This window comes from Paraburkholderia sp. GAS199, from assembly GCF_050436585.1.
Classification (GTDB): Bacteria; Pseudomonadota; Gammaproteobacteria; order Burkholderiales; family Burkholderiaceae; genus Paraburkholderia.
In genome coordinates, this window is sequence record NZ_JBNDMM010000003.1 from 951,816 (window position 1) to 967,882 (window position 16,067).

Annotated in this window: 15 protein-coding genes; 7 read left to right on the forward strand and 8 right to left on the reverse strand. The window is 63.2% G+C overall.

Annotated elements, in window-relative coordinates; all coding sequences use genetic code 11:
* Window positions 1-18 precede the first annotated feature (18 nt).
* The 5 genes from P3T18_RS15880 to P3T18_RS15900 all read right to left on the reverse strand — a co-directional run bounded on the left by P3T18_RS15880 (window position 19) and on the right by P3T18_RS15900 (window position 9,686).
* Window positions 19-4,002: a tetratricopeptide repeat protein gene (locus P3T18_RS15880; protein WP_429300863.1), complete on the reverse strand. Its 3,984-nt coding sequence runs from the start codon at window positions 4,000-4,002 to the stop codon at window positions 19-21.
* Window positions 3,977-6,883: a bifunctional glycoside hydrolase 114/ polysaccharide deacetylase family protein gene (locus P3T18_RS15885; protein WP_429300864.1), complete on the reverse strand. Its 2,907-nt coding sequence runs from the start codon at window positions 6,881-6,883 to the stop codon at window positions 3,977-3,979. Before P3T18_RS15885 ends, P3T18_RS15880 begins: the two co-directional genes overlap by 26 nt.
* Before the next feature lie 275 nt (window positions 6,884-7,158).
* Entirely contained in the window at window positions 7,159-8,475 is a 1,317-nt protein-coding gene (locus P3T18_RS15890) for a cation:proton antiporter (RefSeq protein ID WP_429300865.1), read from the reverse strand.
* Between the two features lie 88 nt (window positions 8,476-8,563).
* Window positions 8,564-8,986 carry a DUF3175 domain-containing protein gene (locus P3T18_RS15895; protein WP_429300866.1) on the reverse strand — a complete coding sequence of 141 codons (423 nt, stop codon included), beginning with the start codon at window positions 8,984-8,986 and terminating at the stop codon, window positions 8,564-8,566.
* A gap of 172 nt (window positions 8,987-9,158) precedes the next feature.
* Complete coding sequence (locus P3T18_RS15900; RefSeq protein ID WP_429300867.1) at window positions 9,159-9,686, reverse strand: PRC-barrel domain-containing protein; 528 nt, start codon at window positions 9,684-9,686, stop codon at window positions 9,159-9,161.
* A 233-nt stretch (window positions 9,687-9,919) separates the two neighbouring features.
* Between P3T18_RS15900 and P3T18_RS15905 the strand changes: the two genes are divergently transcribed.
* Together P3T18_RS15905 and P3T18_RS15910 are read left to right on the forward strand one after the other, a co-directional pair.
* Window positions 9,920-10,210 carry a hypothetical protein gene (locus tag P3T18_RS15905; protein ID WP_429300868.1) on the forward strand — a complete coding sequence of 97 codons (291 nt, stop codon included), beginning with the start codon at window positions 9,920-9,922 and terminating at the stop codon, window positions 10,208-10,210.
* A 134-nt stretch (window positions 10,211-10,344) separates the two neighbouring features.
* The gene (locus P3T18_RS15910; protein WP_429300869.1) at window positions 10,345-10,581 is read left to right on the forward strand and encodes a hypothetical protein; all 237 of its coding nucleotides are present in this window, start codon (window positions 10,345-10,347) and stop codon (window positions 10,579-10,581) included.
* A gap of 22 nt (window positions 10,582-10,603) precedes the next feature.
* On the opposite strand, the gene P3T18_RS15915 is transcribed toward P3T18_RS15910, so the two are convergent.
* The gene (locus P3T18_RS15915; RefSeq protein ID WP_429300870.1) at window positions 10,604-11,833 is read right to left on the reverse strand and encodes a DNA topoisomerase IB; all 1,230 of its coding nucleotides are present in this window, start codon (window positions 11,831-11,833) and stop codon (window positions 10,604-10,606) included.
* A 263-nt stretch (window positions 11,834-12,096) separates the two neighbouring features.
* Here P3T18_RS15915 and P3T18_RS15920 point away from each other — a divergent pair, with 263 nt between their 5' ends.
* The 4 genes from P3T18_RS15920 (at window position 12,097) to P3T18_RS15935 (ending at window position 14,236) form a co-directional block, all read left to right on the forward strand.
* Window positions 12,097-12,435 carry a chemotaxis protein gene (locus P3T18_RS15920; protein ID WP_429300871.1) on the forward strand — a complete coding sequence of 113 codons (339 nt, stop codon included), beginning with the start codon at window positions 12,097-12,099 and terminating at the stop codon, window positions 12,433-12,435.
* A 279-nt stretch (window positions 12,436-12,714) separates the two neighbouring features.
* On the forward strand, window positions 12,715-13,284 hold the full coding sequence (locus P3T18_RS15925) for a DUF4142 domain-containing protein (protein WP_429300872.1): 570 nt from the start codon (window positions 12,715-12,717) through the stop codon (window positions 13,282-13,284).
* Complete coding sequence (locus P3T18_RS15930) at window positions 13,281-13,625, forward strand: DUF1488 domain-containing protein (RefSeq protein ID WP_429300873.1); 345 nt, start codon at window positions 13,281-13,283, stop codon at window positions 13,623-13,625. Before P3T18_RS15925 ends, P3T18_RS15930 begins: the two co-directional genes overlap by 4 nt.
* 32 nt (window positions 13,626-13,657) lie before the next feature.
* Complete coding sequence (locus P3T18_RS15935) at window positions 13,658-14,236, forward strand: hypothetical protein (protein ID WP_429300874.1); 579 nt, start codon at window positions 13,658-13,660, stop codon at window positions 14,234-14,236.
* Window positions 14,237-14,334: 98 nt separating this feature from the next.
* Here the strand turns inward: P3T18_RS15935 and P3T18_RS15940 are convergent, their stop codons facing one another.
* The gene (locus tag P3T18_RS15940) at window positions 14,335-14,583 is read right to left on the reverse strand and encodes a hypothetical protein (RefSeq protein ID WP_429300875.1); all 249 of its coding nucleotides are present in this window, start codon (window positions 14,581-14,583) and stop codon (window positions 14,335-14,337) included.
* Between the two features lie 348 nt (window positions 14,584-14,931).
* Here P3T18_RS15940 and P3T18_RS15945 point away from each other — a divergent pair, with 348 nt between their 5' ends.
* The gene (locus P3T18_RS15945; protein WP_429300876.1) at window positions 14,932-15,384 is read left to right on the forward strand and encodes a PA2169 family four-helix-bundle protein; all 453 of its coding nucleotides are present in this window, start codon (window positions 14,932-14,934) and stop codon (window positions 15,382-15,384) included.
* A gap of 225 nt (window positions 15,385-15,609) precedes the next feature.
* Here P3T18_RS15945 and P3T18_RS15950 read toward each other — a convergent pair whose 3' ends face one another.
* Window positions 15,610-15,948 (reverse strand): BON domain-containing protein, encoded by a 339-nt coding sequence (locus P3T18_RS15950; RefSeq protein WP_429300877.1) that lies wholly within the window; start codon window positions 15,946-15,948, stop codon window positions 15,610-15,612.
* Between the last annotated feature and the right edge of the window lie 119 nt (window positions 15,949-16,067).

The window sequence follows — 16,067 nt, forward strand, 5'->3', positions numbered from 1 at the left end:
ATTCCATCGTCAGGGTCGTTAGTACAGCCATTGATACCGCGCGCCGAGTTCCTTCACGGAGGTGGAGTGGTTCGACGAAGCCCCTTGATACAGGCCGTAGATCAGCACCTGGTCGGTGCCGAAGAGACTGCCGACGATTCCCGCCATCACCTGGCCGGACCAGCCCGCGCGCGAGTCGCGCAGCGGTCCGGCGGAGAACATCGGCCGCCAGCCCTTCGAGTAGTTCTCCGGCAGGTCGTCGCCGAACGAGAAAAGCAGGCCGCCCTGCGTAAAGGTTTGCGGCATGTACGACTGCGCGTCGAAGCTGGCGCCGGCCGGCAGCAGATTGCGCAGCGCGTCGCCGGGCGTACCGTTGGCGCTGTACTGGCCGTGCGAGAACACCGCGCGGATTGTGTAGTCGGGGTAATCGGCCTTGATCTTGTAGCCGGCGTTCAGCTCCACCAGATGACCGTCGCCGAGATACGAGCGGTCCTGTCCGTGAAAACGCGCGTATTCGTAGCGGCCGCCGCCGAACCAGTGCGAATCGGGCCGGTAGTTGAAGCCGACCGAGGCGAGATCTTTGACGCCGGCCACCGTCAGTTGCGTGGTTTCGGTGGCGGCCTGGTTGTAGCCGGCGGCGTAGGTGAGCGTGAGTTTCGGATTGACGGCATACGTGCCTTCCACGCGCGCCGTGACGAAATCTTTCAGGGCCTCGCGACGGCCGACGATCACGTGCTCTTCGTCGTATTGCCCTTTGTGCTGGTAGACGCCTTCGAGCAGACGGTCGTGATTCGGCGCGTTGGGCAGCGAGGCGGCGTCGGTTTGCTGGTCGCGTTGACGGTAGCGCAATTGCAGCGCCTGCGAAGGCGTCAGACGCACGCCGCCGGTGATCGATTCCTCGCTGAAACGCAGCGGCCCCTGGTCGCTGTATCGCACGGAGGGCGCCACTGCCTGCGCGTTGCTGAGCAGCCGGTCGTGCAACTGGCCGTGCATCACGCTGTCGTCGGGCAGACGCGTGAGCGAGTCGAACGCGGTGCTCTGCGCGGCGGCGTTGCGGCCCGTGAGCGTTTGCGCATCCACCCTGTTTTGCCGGGGAATCAGATCGGGCAGGGTGTCGAGCAGACGCGAGAGTTCGTTGACGTCGCCATCGTTGATCGCCAGTTGCGCTTCGGCGTACACGGGGCGCGTGCTCTTCTGGATGTACTGCTTTTCGAGCCACGCACGCTCCATGTCCGGCTCGTCCTGCGCCTGGGCCCAGGAGATCGCGGCCTCGCGCGCAATCGCCGTATAGACGCGCCGCTCTCGCGTAATCGACTCCTGCTGCGCGGGCGGCAGCAAACCGATGTCGCCGAGTTCGGACGTTTGCGCGGACGCTGCCTGTGCGTCGCCGTTGCGGTCGGCGCGCAGCATTTCGATCAGCACGGCACGCGAGCGATCGCCGCTGTCGAACAGCGTGGCGAGCGCGACGTATCGGCCGCGCAGATCGTCCTGGTCGGCGGCGGAAAGCGCGGCCGTTTGCAAGGGATCGCGCGCGCGCCGCGCCAGTTCGAGCCAGACACTGCGACGCACGCGCCATGCTTCGTCGACCCGGCTGTTGAGTTCCAGCGCGTCCGCATAAGTGAGACGCCACAGCGGATTCTGCGCCGGCCCTCCGGTTGGGCCGGCCTGTTTGTGCAGATAGTGCAGGGCGGCACGGCCGTCGCCGAGCCGCATCGAGGCGGCGGCATACGGCGGCCAGAGCGGCGCGTCGTCTTCGGCGTCGGCCGAATAGCGGCGCATCGCTTCGCGCAGTTCCGCGTCGGTGCCGCGATCGATGAGCATCCACAGATAGGCGGCGCGCGCTTCGGTGTTATCCGGCGCGATGCTGGCGGCGCGCCGCGTGTCGCGCGCGGCGTCTTCGACCGAGCCGGTTTGCCGTTCGAAGTCGGCGCGTGCCAGCAGGAAAGTCGCGGACTGCTCGGCGGCGGCGCGCTCCTGCGGCGAGAGCGATGCGAGCAGCGCACGAATGCGGCCCCAGGCGCGGGCGCGTTGATAGTTGTAGAGCGCCTGCGGCAGTGCGCGCGGCGGTCCGCCATGACGGTACGCGTATTCGGCGAGCCGGCCGGCGTCGAGCGGCGAGTCGCTGTAGAAGCCGGTCATGGCTTCGTAGTCGTCGGGCTGCGCCTTGCCGCCCGCAATCAGTTCGCGGTAACCCGCGTTGACCTCCTGCGGATGCTGGATCGTATTGGCAAGCAGCGCGTAGAAGCGCCAGAAGTCGGTGTCGGTGTTCGGTGCGGCGCGTTTGGCCTCGTTCATCGCGGCCAGCGCGGCGTCGAACTGCGTACGGGTGTAGAGCAGCGTCGCGATCTGCAAACCGTAGGCGCTGCTGGGTCCGAATTCACGTTCGAGATCGCGGTAGGCGCGCAGCGCGAGTTCGTCGTCGCCCTTGCGGTCCGCGAGCGCGGCGTAACGCTCCATCACCGCGCGACGCTGCGGACCCTGCATGCGCGATTGCAGAAAACGCAGCCCGCTGTCGGGGTCGCCGAGTTGTTCGTACGAGAACACCACGGCGTCGATCAGCTTGAGATTGCCGGGTTGTTGCGCGGACTGATGCAGCGTGACGGCCAGCATCGCGGCATTGTCGTTCAGACCCGGCGCGAGGCGCGCGACCTGTTGCCACGCGTTGGCGTCACCGCCGCCCTGCGCGAGCGCGAGATAGCTCTGCAAGGCCACCTGCGGCTGATGATTCCATTCGGCGACCTGGGCAAGGCGGCCGCGCCAGAGCGCCGAATGCGGGTCTTTGTCGAGCGCGGACTGGGCGATGCGCTGGGCGTTGGCGACGTCGCCGTTGGCGAGAAACACGCGGTAGGCGAGTTCGTCGTCGTTGGCGGCGGCGGGTGTTGCGGGTGCCGACGGTGCGTTCGGTGCTGCCGGCAGGCTCGCGGCGATTCGCAGAAAGCCTTCATGTCGAAGCGCGATGCGCGTGTCGTCGATCGGCGCTGCGCGCCAGACTCCGTTCCTGCCGGAATGCGCGTTCATGTCCGCGTTGCGCGACCACACCGCCGTGCGTGCATCGTGCGTTTTGCGCGGCGCGCGATACCACGCGGGACGCAACCAGACGCCGTGCGCGCCGTGATATTCGACGAGCGTCGTGTCGGCGGATGCAGGTCCGTCATGCGGCGCCACCGCCGACATTTTCAGCAGCCGCTTGACGTAGCGTTCCGCGAGATCGGGGCGTCCGGCGGCGAGCGCGAGATTGGCGAGGTAGCGCAAGGTGTCGGGGTCGTCGGCGAGGTCGCCGAGATGCGCGTTGGCCGCCTGCAGCGCGGCGGCCGGATCGTTGCCGGCTTGCAGCGCCTGCACGCCCGCCATGAAGCGCGTGCGCCGCTGTTCCAGGTTGCCCGCGTGTTTCTGTGCGTCAAACCATGCGTCGGCCGCGGCGGCGTAGTGGCCGCTGCCGAGTTCGGTCTGCGCGAGATCGGCGAGCCAGCCGCTCGCGTGAGCCGGGTCGCGCTGGATCAACTGGCGGTAGTAACGCGCCGCGAGTTCGCTGTCGTTCAGCCCGCGTGCCTGGCGCGCCAGAACAGCCAGCTGTTCGTTATCCCAGCGGTAATCCGCGGCTTCGCGCAGCACCGCGTCGAGTTCGCGCAGCCGGGCGGGGCGCGCGGGATCATTCGGCTTGAGCGCATACAGACGCTGCTGCGCGATCGACACGCGGATCGCCAGCGCGCCTTGCCGCGCGGCCGGGTCGTTCGAGTGCTGGAGCCGTTCGAGTACGCGGGCCGCGTCGGCGATCCGCTGGCCCTTCAGGTACTCGCGGGTCAACGCGGACAGCACGTCGGTATTGTCGGGGTCGATGCGCAGCCACGCTTCCAGATAGGCGATGGTCAGGCCGTCGGCGTTCGCGCCGTTGAGCAACCGCCCTTCGAGCTTTTCGCGCGGAAAGGCGAGCACCAGCATCAGCGCAGTGAGTGCACCGAGCACGAGAATGAGCGCCGGCGAAAAGAGCCGTTGGCGCTCAGGTATCGCAGGCGAGCTCGACATGCAGATGGTGGGCGTCGTTGGAAATCGGGTGGCGGCTTACGCGGCACGCGCCGGCATTGGCGAAGCGCCATTGCGGAGCGACGCGCGCGCGCAGATCGAAAGACAGGCCGCTGGCGGTGCGCTCGAAATGGTCGATGCGGCCGTTGGCCTCGGCAAGATAGGGCGTATGCGACGCGGCGCGCGCAGCGGCGGCGTCGATCACGACGAAGCTCGCTTCGGCGCCGCTCATGTGGACGTAAGTGCCGCCCGGTCCCGGCAGATAACCCGCCACGCCGACGGCGCTCGCCATGTCCGGCACCTTGCCCGCCGGCAGGCGCACGGTCCGCAACTGGCCGGCGTCGCGCACGACCCAGCGGTCGCCGTCGCGCGCGATGCTCATGTCGAGAAAATCGAGTACCTTGCGCGCGTATTCGGAAGCGAACACGGGATTCACCGGCTGACGCAGCACGCTGTCGAACACTTCCTGCAAGGCCTTTACCGAGGCGAGCTTGGTGCCGGAGAACATGTGGTAGTAGATGTCGATCGGCTTGAAGCGGATCGGCTGATCGGTCATCGCGAAAGTTTCGAGCACGCGCGTGAAGCCGTAGTACGGGCCGTGCCAGAGGTCGGTGTACAACTCTTCGTTCTGGTTCGGCGCGAACACCTGGTAATAGCCGTCTTTCATCACGCCGAGCGGCGCGATCGCGGTCCAGCTCGGATAGCGCTTCGTGATGAGCGTGTCGCCGCCGTTCATGTTCAGCACGCCCGCTTCGTATGCGGCCTTCAGGACCGGCGCGGGCACCTGGCAGTCGCCGCTCCACAACACCATGCGCACCGGTTTATCGGCGGGCGCGATCTGTTTGTCGATATAGCTGATCGAGCCGTCCACCTCGCGGTCGATATTGAAGCGATAGCCGGGAATGTCGATCGAGAGTCCGGTGCTGTTGGTCTGGCTGCCGCCTTCGGTGGGCGCGTCCTTGTCGTTCGACACGCCAAGACCAGTGACGCGCATCCATTGCAGCGGGTGAGTGTAGGTGTGCGTCGCCACCTCGACGTTAGGCAGCTCGAACATGCGCCGGCCGAGCGTGCGCAGATGCGCGGCGAAGGCCTTGTAGGGACCTTCGTCGCTCACTTCGCCTTCGATCAGCGAGACCGTGGTCGGCATGCCGGAGTCGCGCAGCAGGCGCAACAGCACGTCGCCGGAATACTGCGGCGATGCGTCGGTGTTGGGCGTGCCGTGGTCGCTGAATTCGGCGCGCGAGGCGAAGCCGTCGCCGTCGATATGCGACATCAGCAGACGCCGGCCGTTTTCCGTGGTCGTGTCGGGCGCGGGCATGTCGGCGGGCAAACGCAGCGCCGCCTGCAGGAATGCGATGGGCTGCGTGACCCAGCGCGCCTGATTGACCGCGCCGAGATCGAACACGCCGAACGGCCGCATCGCGTAGCCGCCCCACGGCGTGAGCGCCGCGCCGTCGATCACGAAGTTGCCCGAGCGCAGCCGCAGCAGCGATCGGCTATGCGAGCCGACGCGCACCGCGGTGTAGTCGTGCGGATCGGGACGCGGCTTCATTTCGAAGCCCATCAGTTGCGGGTCGGCCGACTCCACTTCCAGCTTGCCGTTCACCGGTTGACCGGGCACGAGTTGCAGATCGAGTTTTTGCGCGAGCGCCGGATCGAGCTGCGTGCCGAACGACGTGAACACCGCGATCGGCAGACCGGCGTCGATCTGTGCCGAGAGCCACGCGCGATAATCTTTGGCGCGCGGCACGTCGTTGTTCATCCACAGCACGATGCCGGCATAGCGCTCGCGCAGGTCGCCCGACGGCAACGGCTCGCGGGCGTCGGCGTAATCGATGCGGTAGCCGAGATAATTCAGCGGCATGGCGAGAAAGCGCACGCCCGGCGATACGTTCAGATCGGTGCGCGCGGGTGGGTCCTGGATGACGAGAATACGCCGGCGCACGGGTTCGACGGCGCCGACGCCCATGGTGGCGAGCGCGCCGTCGGTCACGTACGGCACGATGCCGAGCGCGCGGATCTTCGTGACGGCGTCGCGCTGGCAGGCGCGGTCGGCGGGTTCGCAGTAGTCGATCGAAATGACCGGCAGGTGATACTGGTCGCGAATCGTGCTGGCCTGTGCGACCAGCCAGTCGCGATCGGTTGGGGCGACTTCTGTATAGCGCTGCTGCGCCTGATTCCAGCCGCGATATAAAGACTCGAATGCCACGGCATAAGCCAGCTGGTGAATTTGCGGAAGAATTTCAAATCCGCGATTAAAAATGAGCTTTGCATCCGGATAACGGCTTTTGATCGCGCGAATTACCGCAATCAGACCGGCTTGCTGGCGCGCGCGATCTTCATCGGATTTAGCGACGAGTTGCCAGGAATCGAGCGTGTCGAGAAAAAAGCCGCGATAACCTTTATCCCAAAGCGGCGTAATGACGTGATCGACATACCAGGCGGGCCAATCCGGCTGGCTTTGATCGACCACGCGCGACGCCCAGGCTTCGTTATGACCCGCCAGCCATTGTTTGGGCAGCGCCGCGTAATAGCTGCGCGACGGCTGGATCTCGCCGACGCTGGTGTAGGCAAACCATGTGGTGTGCGGCAGCTTGTGCGCGAGCGGATTGAAACCGGTGTCCGGCTCGACCACCGCCGCGTCGTAAGCGGAGAGAAGCTCGACAGGCGGATTCTTGCCGTAATACAGCGCAAATGATGGGGCAGGCGGCGCCGGCATAACCGTGCCCGGCGCGGCCGCCGCGGGTTCCGCTGCAATGGCTGCGGCCGGCAGCAATGCCGATAAGGCGCCGCATATCGAAGCTAACGCGGCATGCCGGAGCAGGCGCCGCGCGCCGTGCCCGAGCCGTGCCATGAATGGCCGCTGCGCAACAAAACCGCTCACGCCATTCGGCTCGCTGAGACGAAGGGCGTGATAATTCTTACGGTTTGGAAAACGCAAGCCACGTTGAGTCATTTATACGTGACATTCGCGTGGAACGGCATTTTTGACCCGGCACTTACGCATCGACGTCTTCCCGCTCTCTCCGATGAGTTGACGGCTATCTTAGATAAGAATGCGTAAGGCGACTAGCCTCGATTTAGGCTTTTTTATCTCTCGTGAATGAATGCGGGCGGATCTTTTTCTAATTGATGCGCAATGAATTGTTTTAAACGCTTTTACTCGCGGCTTCTCAAACGGTGATACCAGTTCATCAATGGCGTAGACGATACACCGTGAATCACTATTGATGCCGTGACCACCGCCAGCGTAAGCGGCACGAGGGGTTGCACGTCGGCGGTGGTGCCGTATTCCAGCGCGAACGTCAGGTAGTAGAACGAGCCGATGCCGCGTATGCCGAACCAGCTCATCAAACGGCGCTGGGTCGGCGTGGCGTTTGAACCGAGCAGCGACAGTTCCACCGAAACCGGGCGGACGACCACGAACAGCACGACGATCAGCGCGACCGTCTGCCAGGTGACGAGCGGCACCTGCATGGTGGCGAGCACGTTGCCCACCATCGCCATCACGGCCACTTCGGCAATGCGTTCGAGTTCAATCGTGAAGCCGAGCACCGATTCCGTCATGTACGCGTGGGCCTTGCTGGGATTTGCCGCAGTTGCCTCGACGTCTTCCGAATCCACCGTGCCGATGGCCTTGCGCGGCGAGACGCCGCCACTCGCACGATGCTCGACGCGGCGCATTGCGACCCCTGCCGCGAACACCGCCAGAAAACCATACGTGTGCGCGAGTTGCGCTGCACCAAACGACACGCCGATCAGACCCAGCGCGAAGAATCCTTCGAGGCCGAGCGCCTGCGCATGACGAGTGCGCAACCATGTCACGGCGTGGGTCGTCGCCCAGCCGAATAGCGCGCCGATCGCGATGCCGCCCGCCACGCCCCAGACCACGCTGCCGACGAAGCCGAAGCTCAGGGTCGCGCCGGCATTCGTGGACGGCGCGGCGCACAGGGCGAGTCCGAGCAGGGCGAAGGGCAAGGCGATGCCGTCGTTCAGGCCGCCTTCGCCGGACAACGCGAAACGCAGCAGATCGTGGTCGCCGGGATCATGGACCTGCACGTCGTGCGCGAGGACGGGATCGGTGGGGGCGAGAATCGCTGCGAGCAATAGCGCGGGCCCCCAGCCCAGGTGCAGAACGTAGACGCCGAATAGCATCAGCAAGGGAATGGTCGCGAGCATGGCGAGGAAGCCGAGCCGCAGCGGGACCGTCCACAGCTTTTCCAGCACGCCAAGCCGTAGCCGCAGGCCGATGGCGAAGAGTGACACGAGCAGGGCGACTTCGGTGATGGTGCGAAGCAGATGCGCGTCGGCAGCGATATCAAGCTTGAGCAGACCGAGTGCGGGCGGCGCCAGCGCATAGCCGATGGCGAGATAAAACATGGCGGCGCTGACGGGCAGACGCCGGAAGGTCGTGGAAGCGATGCCCATGAAAACGAGCACGGCGCCGACGATCAGAAACCACAGAGTTTCGTGCATGAGCATCCGGTAAGAGGGTGGAGGGTGCCGCTTCGGGTGCTCGTCGCTGCCTGTAGGGAAGTACAGCGTGAATAGTACAGCGGAAGAATCAAGGCGCTCGTCCGAATGCTTCCCGTAGTTTGCGTTTGGCCTGCTGCAGGGTGGCGCGACGTCCTTCGGGCAGATTCTTGCCGCCGCGGTTGATATAGAAATTAAGCATCGACATGGCAGACTGGAAAGGCGTGCCCTTACGGCGACGGCTATGCGTGGACGAACGCTTCAGCGAATCGGCGATAGCCTGCGCGCTGCCGGTTTTGAAAATGTCGTGTTCGATATCCATGGCGTCGCTGGTCTCCATCACGTGGTGGGACCATCGATTCTTGCTTGCCGGCTTTTTGCGCTGACGTCCCGAGCCAGCATGCGCATGAGCGCGTGCATGACGCTGCCTCGCGGGACGTCCGTTGCGGCCGCGAACGGCAGGCCGCTTCGGCGCCGCCTTCTTTTTCTTCGATGACGATTTTCGCGCTCCCATGATGCGTTCCTTCGCTGCTATTTTTATGCGCGCAATTAATGCGGACTATTTGTGTTTGTCGAATTTGTGTTTGTCGATTAACGCGCGGCGTTGAACCGAGCTTTCTTCAACTGGACATGCTGACGTGTTCGGGTGCGATGCCTGCGCACCGCACCCGTCGTTCGGTCAACCATTACAGCTTGAGACCACCGGCTTCCGGCGCATCCGACGACCCTGCGGGGATGTCACCCACGCCGACGTCGTCACGACGCTCGTAGCGGTCACGTCCCCAATAAGGTTCGCTGCCGTAGTACTGGTGCACGGAAGTCGCCCACGTCTGATCCGCCATCGAAGGCCAATGATCCTTGTCGAAGCCGGGCGCGTTCTTGACACGTTCGGCCGTCATCGCGAGCACGAAGCATTTCTGCTGGGTGTCGAGTGTCAGCGCGTGCCATGGAATCGCCAGCAGTTTGTCGCCGATGCCGAGAAAGCCGCCGCTCGACAGCACCGCATACGCCACGCGGCCGGAGCCGACGTCCAGCATGATGTCCTTGATTTTGCCGATGTCCTGACCGTCGCTGCTCATGACCTTGTCGCCGTCGAGCGTCGACGCGGCCATCACATCGGGGCCGGGCCCTTGCGCGTTGGCGCGACCTTCGCCGACGATGCGAGCGCCCTGGCCTTGGCTCATTCCGGCTTGCGTCTGGTTCTGGTTGAGCATGATGTCACTCCTAAACGGATGGATGTAATGAGCTTGCAGCAACCGCCGTACCTTGCGGATGAATTCGCAGGTTCGGTATCGAATGAAGCGTCGAAGGCGCTCCCGCGCGCTGCGGCATAGCCCTTGCTGCGATCTCATCAGCAGCGGTTTAGCAGTGCGAACGCGAGCGGCTTCAGCCGTGCGGACAGTTCGCGCTGACCTGTTGCATCGGCCAATCAATGAGGGAGATTTCGATGAGCTATTCAAAAACACTGCTGGTTTCCGCACTTCTCGTCATGTCGGGTGCCGCCTTCGCGCAGGCTGGCGGCGGCAACGGCAATGGTGGCGGAGCCGGCACGGGCGGTTCGGGCAACGCACACGGCGCCGCCACGGCGGGACCGACGGCAGGTGGCGATCCGGCTTCGGGCGCGATGGCGGGGTCGTCGAAGATGCATCACACGTCCAAGTCGAAGACGAAAAAGCCCAAGACCGACTCGACCAACATGCCCGGCGCGGACGCGAGCAGCGATACGAAGGGGCAATAAGCAGGGCGGTTTAACGATGTAAAGTAGGAGGCGAGTCGGAGCAGGTTTTCCGACTCGCCTCTTTTACCGCGATTGCTAATGAAAATGCATTGCGCCGAAACTGGTTCGGCATGCCAATGAAATGGGAGAAAGCCATGATCGATCAAACCAGCCGTTGGAGAAAACAGGCGCTTGTAGTTCTGGCAGTGGCGGCGTTAGCGTGCGCGTCAGGTTGCAAACGTTCCGGCGACACGCCCACCAGTGCCGCCGACAGCGCGATGAGCAGCAGTGGCACGATGAATGGTAATGCGGCCACCGGCAGCACCGCCGATACGAGTAGCGGCGCGGCAGCAGCCCAGGCGGCGACGACCGCATCGGGCGCCAGCCAGTAAGCAGGCTTCCCGCAGACAGACTTCAGCGCGCGCTTTGCACGCCCGCTTTCGCCGCTGTCTTCGCGGCCGCTGCCTTGCGCACGACGCGTGATTTTTTCAGCAGCGTCGTCAAAGATTCATCGATGCTGTTTTCGATTGCCGATTCGCGTGCCTTACGTCCCTTTGCGCCGGCCTGGCGTGCTGCCTTCATCGCGCGCTTTTCGGCATGCGCAAGCAGGGCGGCGAACGCCACCTCGTCGACGCGCAAACCGCGGCGCGCCTGACCGGGCGGCAAAGTTTGCAATTCGTCTGCTTCGAATGCACTGATCACGGCGGGGTGGATATAGCAGCGTCGGCAGACAGCCGGCGTGTTGCGCAACAGGCTCGCCACGTCCTTTACTGTGGCGACGATATGACGGCGCGCTTCGGCTGCGCTGCTGCAGATCAGCCGGCGCAACGCGGCCAGCGCATAGACGCTGCCGGCCCACGTGCGGTAATCCTTTGCGGTGAAGTCGGCGTCGCTGGCGCGGCGCAGATAGTCGTTGATATCAGCGGAGCCTACCGTGTGGCGTGTGCCGTCGTCGTCGAGATACTGGAACAGGTCGTGTCCCGGCAATTCCGCGCAGCGCCGCACAATGCGCTTGATACGCGGATTGTTCACCGTGACATCGTGCTCGATACCGCTCTTGCCGCGAAACTTGAAACGCAGCTTGCCGGCTTCGATTTTGACGTGCTTCTTGCGCAGGGTCGTCAATCCGTACGACTGGTTATCGCGCGCATATTCGACGCTGCCGATGCGGATCAACGTCGTGTCAAGCAACAACACGATCGCTGCCATGACCTTGTCGCAGGGCATGCCCGGCAATTTCAGATCACGCGCAACACGCGCGCGTATCTTCGGCAGTGCGCGGCCAAATTCGGCCATGCGTTCGTACTTGTCGGCGTCGCGCGTTTCGCGCCAGCGCGGATGATAGCGATACTGTTTGCGTCCGCGCGCATCGCGGCCCGTTGCCTGGATATGACCGCGCGCGTCGGGACAGATCCACACATCTTCATAGGCTGGTGGAATGGCGAGGGCATTGATGCGTTTGATTTCTTCCTCGTCGTCGATCCGCTGGCCTTTCACGTCCAGATAGATAAACCGGTCCTTTTCGCGCTGACGCCGGTAGCCGGGTTTGCTGTCGTCCGCATGCCGCAGTCCGGGAGGCATGACTGCAAGCGCCGGTTCGCTGGCGGCTTCGTTGCGTTGAGTGGGGCGGGTCGTCGCTGGCATGGTCGTGAGTAGAAGTTGTTACGGGCTTATGGGTCGCCGAGCTTATGCGTGTTCGGCGAGTCGGCTTCCGGTGACGCGTCATATGGAAACGTCAAAGCAAGGGCGGTGCCCGCGTAGGCAAGACTTCCGAGTCGCGATGTCGCGGTTTTGTCTGGCGTCGTCAGGTTATAGATTGCAGCGGAACGGTCCTTGCGAATCCGGATGTGAGTGATGACAAATCACGCAAGAACCACTGAAACCGACGGACAACCAAGGAGCACATCATGAGCAGCACGCTAAATCCCGATGAAGAGCCGCAACAACAGGTCAAGCAGACATCCGGCACGACGGGCGCGCTAGGACCGAGTGACTCTTCTGACAGCGGCAGCGACGTTGCAGGCGCGAAGCGGCACGAGTTCGATGTCGATACCGAACTCGACAATCACGCGCTCGAAACCGGCGACTCCGAACTTGGCAGCGACACCGACCGCTACGGCACGGGCGAACGCGCGGCAGCCGACGGTGACTCCACGCTCATCGAAGACGCCGACATCGAACCCGACCGCGTCATCAATCCGGCCGATGACGACGACGGTCTTGACGACGACCCGCAGGGGCTATGAGCGAGCGAGTGTTCTCGCTGAACCGGCCGGGTGCGCACCAAAGGCACCCCGGCAGGCTCACGCGCTCCAGACCCAGCAGTCCGAGTAGCAACTTCATAGGCACGTGTTTTGCTGTTTGTACTTCAGTAGATTCAAGTGGCGAGCGCAGCGCTACAGACGAACCGAATGGAAATCCGGCCGCGTCCATCGCGAAGCGCTGCGCCACGCAAGCCAGTGCGTCATGCTGCAGGCCGGCGGTGATTCTGGTTTCGATTGCGAAGTGGAACAGGGAGAAAGTGCATGAAATTCCGGTATTCCCTACAAGTGATGAGCGTCGCGCTCGGACTCGGCCTCACTGCGGGGTTCGGCGGCGTGGCCTATGCACAGGCGAGCGATGCGCCCGCAAGCGACGCGCCGATGAGCGAGACGAAACTCTCGCCGGCCGATCAGCAGTTCGTTCAGGATGCTTCGCAGGCGGACGCGACTGAAATTGCCGCGAGCCGGATTGCCTTGAAGAATTCGAGCGATCCGCACGTCAAGAAATTCGCGCAACAGATGATTACCGACCACACAAAACTGTCGCACGGCATGGCTGTACTGGTCGCGAAAAAAGGCCTGAAGCCGGAGGCGTCGGCGGATTCCGCGCTGGTGGGCAAGCTGCAATCGCTCAAGGGTAAGGAATTCGATCAGGCCTACGTCGAGCAGATTGGTCTGGAGGCTCATCAGCGCGCAGTCGATCTGTTCACGCAGGAAAGTCAGAGCGGCACTGACTCGCAACTCAAGGCGGCGGCCGCGCATGCACTGCCGACGATCAAACATCATCTTGCAATGGCGCAGCAACTTGCCGGTGCCATGAAGGGCTCGTCATGAACGCGATCCTGCCACGTCCGGCCTATGAGGATTCCCTTATGCACATCACCTTTCCCGACGACCAACCCGACTTCGACGGATCGAACCTGACCGTGCGTTTTCTGGCGCGCGTGGACGGAGAGCAGGTTGTGTGCGCCATTACGGCCGAAGCGCTCGAAGATCATTTCGGCGCCGACTCGGCGCTCGAATCCGCGCTGATTTCCGCGTTTTCCAAGGGACGCCAACGCATCCGCTCAGTCTGCGCAGAAGCACTCGACCAGAGCGAAGGCTCGGGCGTCGTGCTGCATAGCGGACTATTCCGGGTGGAGGGAATGGAGTCGGATCGCGGCAGCCTGTCGTAACTTATTGCCAGTCAACGATGCAAGGAGGCTTCATGTCACTCATCGTCGCAGCACGTTTCACCACGTTTCCCACCGCAGAAGATGCGGCGGGGAAACTCTTCAGTGCAGGGTTCGTCGAAGAAGACGTGACGCTGTTTTTCGTCAATCCGCGCGGTCAGCACGCACGCTATCCGATCGGCGGCGACACGCACACCGATGCGGGTTCGAAGAATGCATCGAAAGGCGCCGGTATGGGCGTGACGCTCGGTGCCGTAGCCGGGGCGGTCGTAGGTGTGGGGATTTTCGCGGCTTTCTCGGCACCGATCATCGTCTCGCTGATTGCGGCGGGCGTGGGCGCTTATGTCGGCTCGCTGGTCGGCGCCATGGCGCGTACTCGCGACGGCAACGCCGCGCACCATTCGCGTTTTCATGAAGAAGTGCGCGACTCAGGTGTGCTGGTAGCCGTCCACGTGTCGCCCGACAACCAGTTCGACGCCGCGCGAATTCTGCGCGATGCGGGCGGTGTGGCGATCGAGCGCGCGAGCGGACGCTGGCAGCAGGGGCGTTGGGCTGATTTCGATCCGCTCAAGCAGCCTCAGCCGCTAAACGAGTTTGCTGAGAAGCACGCCTGAGTTTCCGGCTGCTTCACCGGGACGGTCCGACGTGAGTCGGGCCGTTTTTCATTCCAGGCCTTATTTAAAGGCCTGAAAGCGATTATTCAAACCCGTCTTCAAACCCAGATGCGCGGTGCGCCGTGCGGCGAGTGAGCAGCCGATTCCGGTTGAGCTTCGCCGCGCGTCGCTTCACAGCCTGCGGGCACGAGCCCTTCGTGGGCCGCGCCGCATGTGGTGGTCTGTTCCGTGGTGGTGGTCGTGGCCGACGCGTCCTGCAGGACGTGCTCGCGAATCTGCATCACGGCGGCCGATGTCACGATCGCCACGGCCACGAGGAATTCTGCGCTTCTGATCTTCTTTTTCATCGTATTGCTCCCTGTCGTCGTTGCTTGCCCGTTGTTTTCAATTCCTCTGTACATCTGGCAGCCGTGCCTTGAATCCGCGCGGCGCCTCGTTGGGATGTTGTCGGGCGCAGCTTATTAAGCAACCGTTGTGCCATCCGCGAAAAGGCCGCCGGCTGGCGCTTTCCGCGCTTCGCCGTGTGGTTTGCCGGGCAAAATTTACGAGCGTCGGCAAACTTGGCTGCACGCTGTTTTTATTCGGCAAGCGCATTGCGTTGGGCACGCGACATGCGTTGATAACGGAGAACCCCGTCGCCGCATCGAGCTCGCGAGCGGCGGATTCCACTTCACTGAAACCCCTGGAGGTATCTGATGGCTACGAACGTTGTTTCCGTGCTGAACGATCTGGTCGAAACGTCGAAGGATGGCGAGAAGGGATTTCGCAAAGCAGCTGACGACGCCCACGACGCGCAACTGAAAACACTGTTTCTCTCGCGCGCAGAAGATTGCACGCGTGGCGCACGCGAGTTGCAGGACGCCGTGCAAACCTTGGGCGGCAAGCCCGAAACCGGCGGCAGCATGAGCGGCGCCTTGCATCGCGGTTGGGTGGACGTCAAGTCGGCCGTGACCGACCGCAGCGACCACGACATTCTTGCCGAGTGCGAAAAGGGCGAGGACGTGGCGAAGAAGCGTTACCACGATGCGCTGGAAAAGGATCTGCCGCTGGACGTTCGTGCAATCGTGGAGCGTCAGTATCAAGGCGTGCTGCAGAATCACGACCGTGTGCGTGATCTGCGTGACCAGTATGCGGCGGCCAAGCGTTGATTCCGTACGTAATGCTGTAGTGACCGAGTAGCAGAGCGGGCGTCCCAATGCGGGACGCCCGTTTTTTTAGAGCGAGGGTGATGCAGGCAGATATCGAAATGGAAACGGAAACAGAAAAGGCCATCTGCGCAAAACGCAGATGGCCTTTTCATTTGTCGAGCGCGTAAGGTGAACTGCGCGGGAGACTACACGAAGCAGTTTCCCACGACGCGCTACGCGCTACCCTTAGTCGGCAACGACCTTCAGGTGGTTCTTCACGCTCGTCACGCCGCTGACGTTTTCGACCACTTGCTGAGCGGCAGTCTTGTCGTCGGCCGACGGCACCGAACCCGACAGATAGACCACGCCCTTGCGCGTCTTCACGTGGATGTGGGTCGACTTGACGTTCTTCGCGCCGAGCAGATCAGCCTTCACCTTAGTGGTGATGGTGCCGTCATCGACGTGCTGCGTAATCGATTCGGATGCCGACGACGGTGCCGACGCGCTGGTTTGCGCCGTTGCGTTCAGGGCAAATGCGATACAAGCGATCGAGCCTGCAGTCTTCAGAATCTGGATGGTCTTCATGGTTTCTCCTTCGGGTGTTGATGTAAATTGCGGTCTTGTTTGCCTGCGGTCGGTCACGGTGCGAACCGTTGATGACTCGCGTGGGATCGTTGCCGCTACGGTTCCGTCCGGGCCCGTTA

What these genes read in the sequence shown, in the direction of transcription:
- P3T18_RS15940 (WP_429300875.1), bottom strand. Translation starts at nt 14,583, where the DNA reads ATGAAAAAGAAGATCAGAAGCGCAGAATTCCTCGTGGCCGTGGCGATC.
- P3T18_RS15915 (WP_429300870.1), bottom strand. Translation starts at nt 11,833, where the DNA reads ATGCCAGCGACGACCCGCCCCACTCAACGCAACGAAGCCGCCAGCGAA.
- P3T18_RS15890 (WP_429300865.1), bottom strand. Translation starts at nt 8,475, where the DNA reads ATGCACGAAACTCTGTGGTTTCTGATCGTCGGCGCCGTGCTCGTTTTC.
- P3T18_RS15905 (WP_429300868.1), top strand. Translation starts at nt 9,920, where the DNA reads ATGAGCTATTCAAAAACACTGCTGGTTTCCGCACTTCTCGTCATGTCG.
- P3T18_RS15910 (WP_429300869.1), top strand. Translation starts at nt 10,345, where the DNA reads ATGATCGATCAAACCAGCCGTTGGAGAAAACAGGCGCTTGTAGTTCTG.
- P3T18_RS15935 (WP_429300874.1), top strand. Translation starts at nt 13,658, where the DNA reads ATGTCACTCATCGTCGCAGCACGTTTCACCACGTTTCCCACCGCAGAA.
- P3T18_RS15900 (WP_429300867.1), bottom strand. Translation starts at nt 9,686, where the DNA reads ATGCTCAACCAGAACCAGACGCAAGCCGGAATGAGCCAAGGCCAGGGC.
- P3T18_RS15920 (WP_429300871.1), top strand. Translation starts at nt 12,097, where the DNA reads ATGAGCAGCACGCTAAATCCCGATGAAGAGCCGCAACAACAGGTCAAG.
- P3T18_RS15950 (WP_429300877.1), bottom strand. Translation starts at nt 15,948, where the DNA reads ATGAAGACCATCCAGATTCTGAAGACTGCAGGCTCGATCGCTTGTATC.
- P3T18_RS15930 (WP_429300873.1), top strand. Translation starts at nt 13,281, where the DNA reads ATGAACGCGATCCTGCCACGTCCGGCCTATGAGGATTCCCTTATGCAC.
- P3T18_RS15880 (WP_429300863.1), bottom strand. Translation starts at nt 4,002, where the DNA reads ATGTCGAGCTCGCCTGCGATACCTGAGCGCCAACGGCTCTTTTCGCCG.
- P3T18_RS15925 (WP_429300872.1), top strand. Translation starts at nt 12,715, where the DNA reads ATGAAATTCCGGTATTCCCTACAAGTGATGAGCGTCGCGCTCGGACTC.
- P3T18_RS15945 (WP_429300876.1), top strand. Translation starts at nt 14,932, where the DNA reads ATGGCTACGAACGTTGTTTCCGTGCTGAACGATCTGGTCGAAACGTCG.
- P3T18_RS15895 (WP_429300866.1), bottom strand. Translation starts at nt 8,986, where the DNA reads ATGGGAGCGCGAAAATCGTCATCGAAGAAAAAGAAGGCGGCGCCGAAG.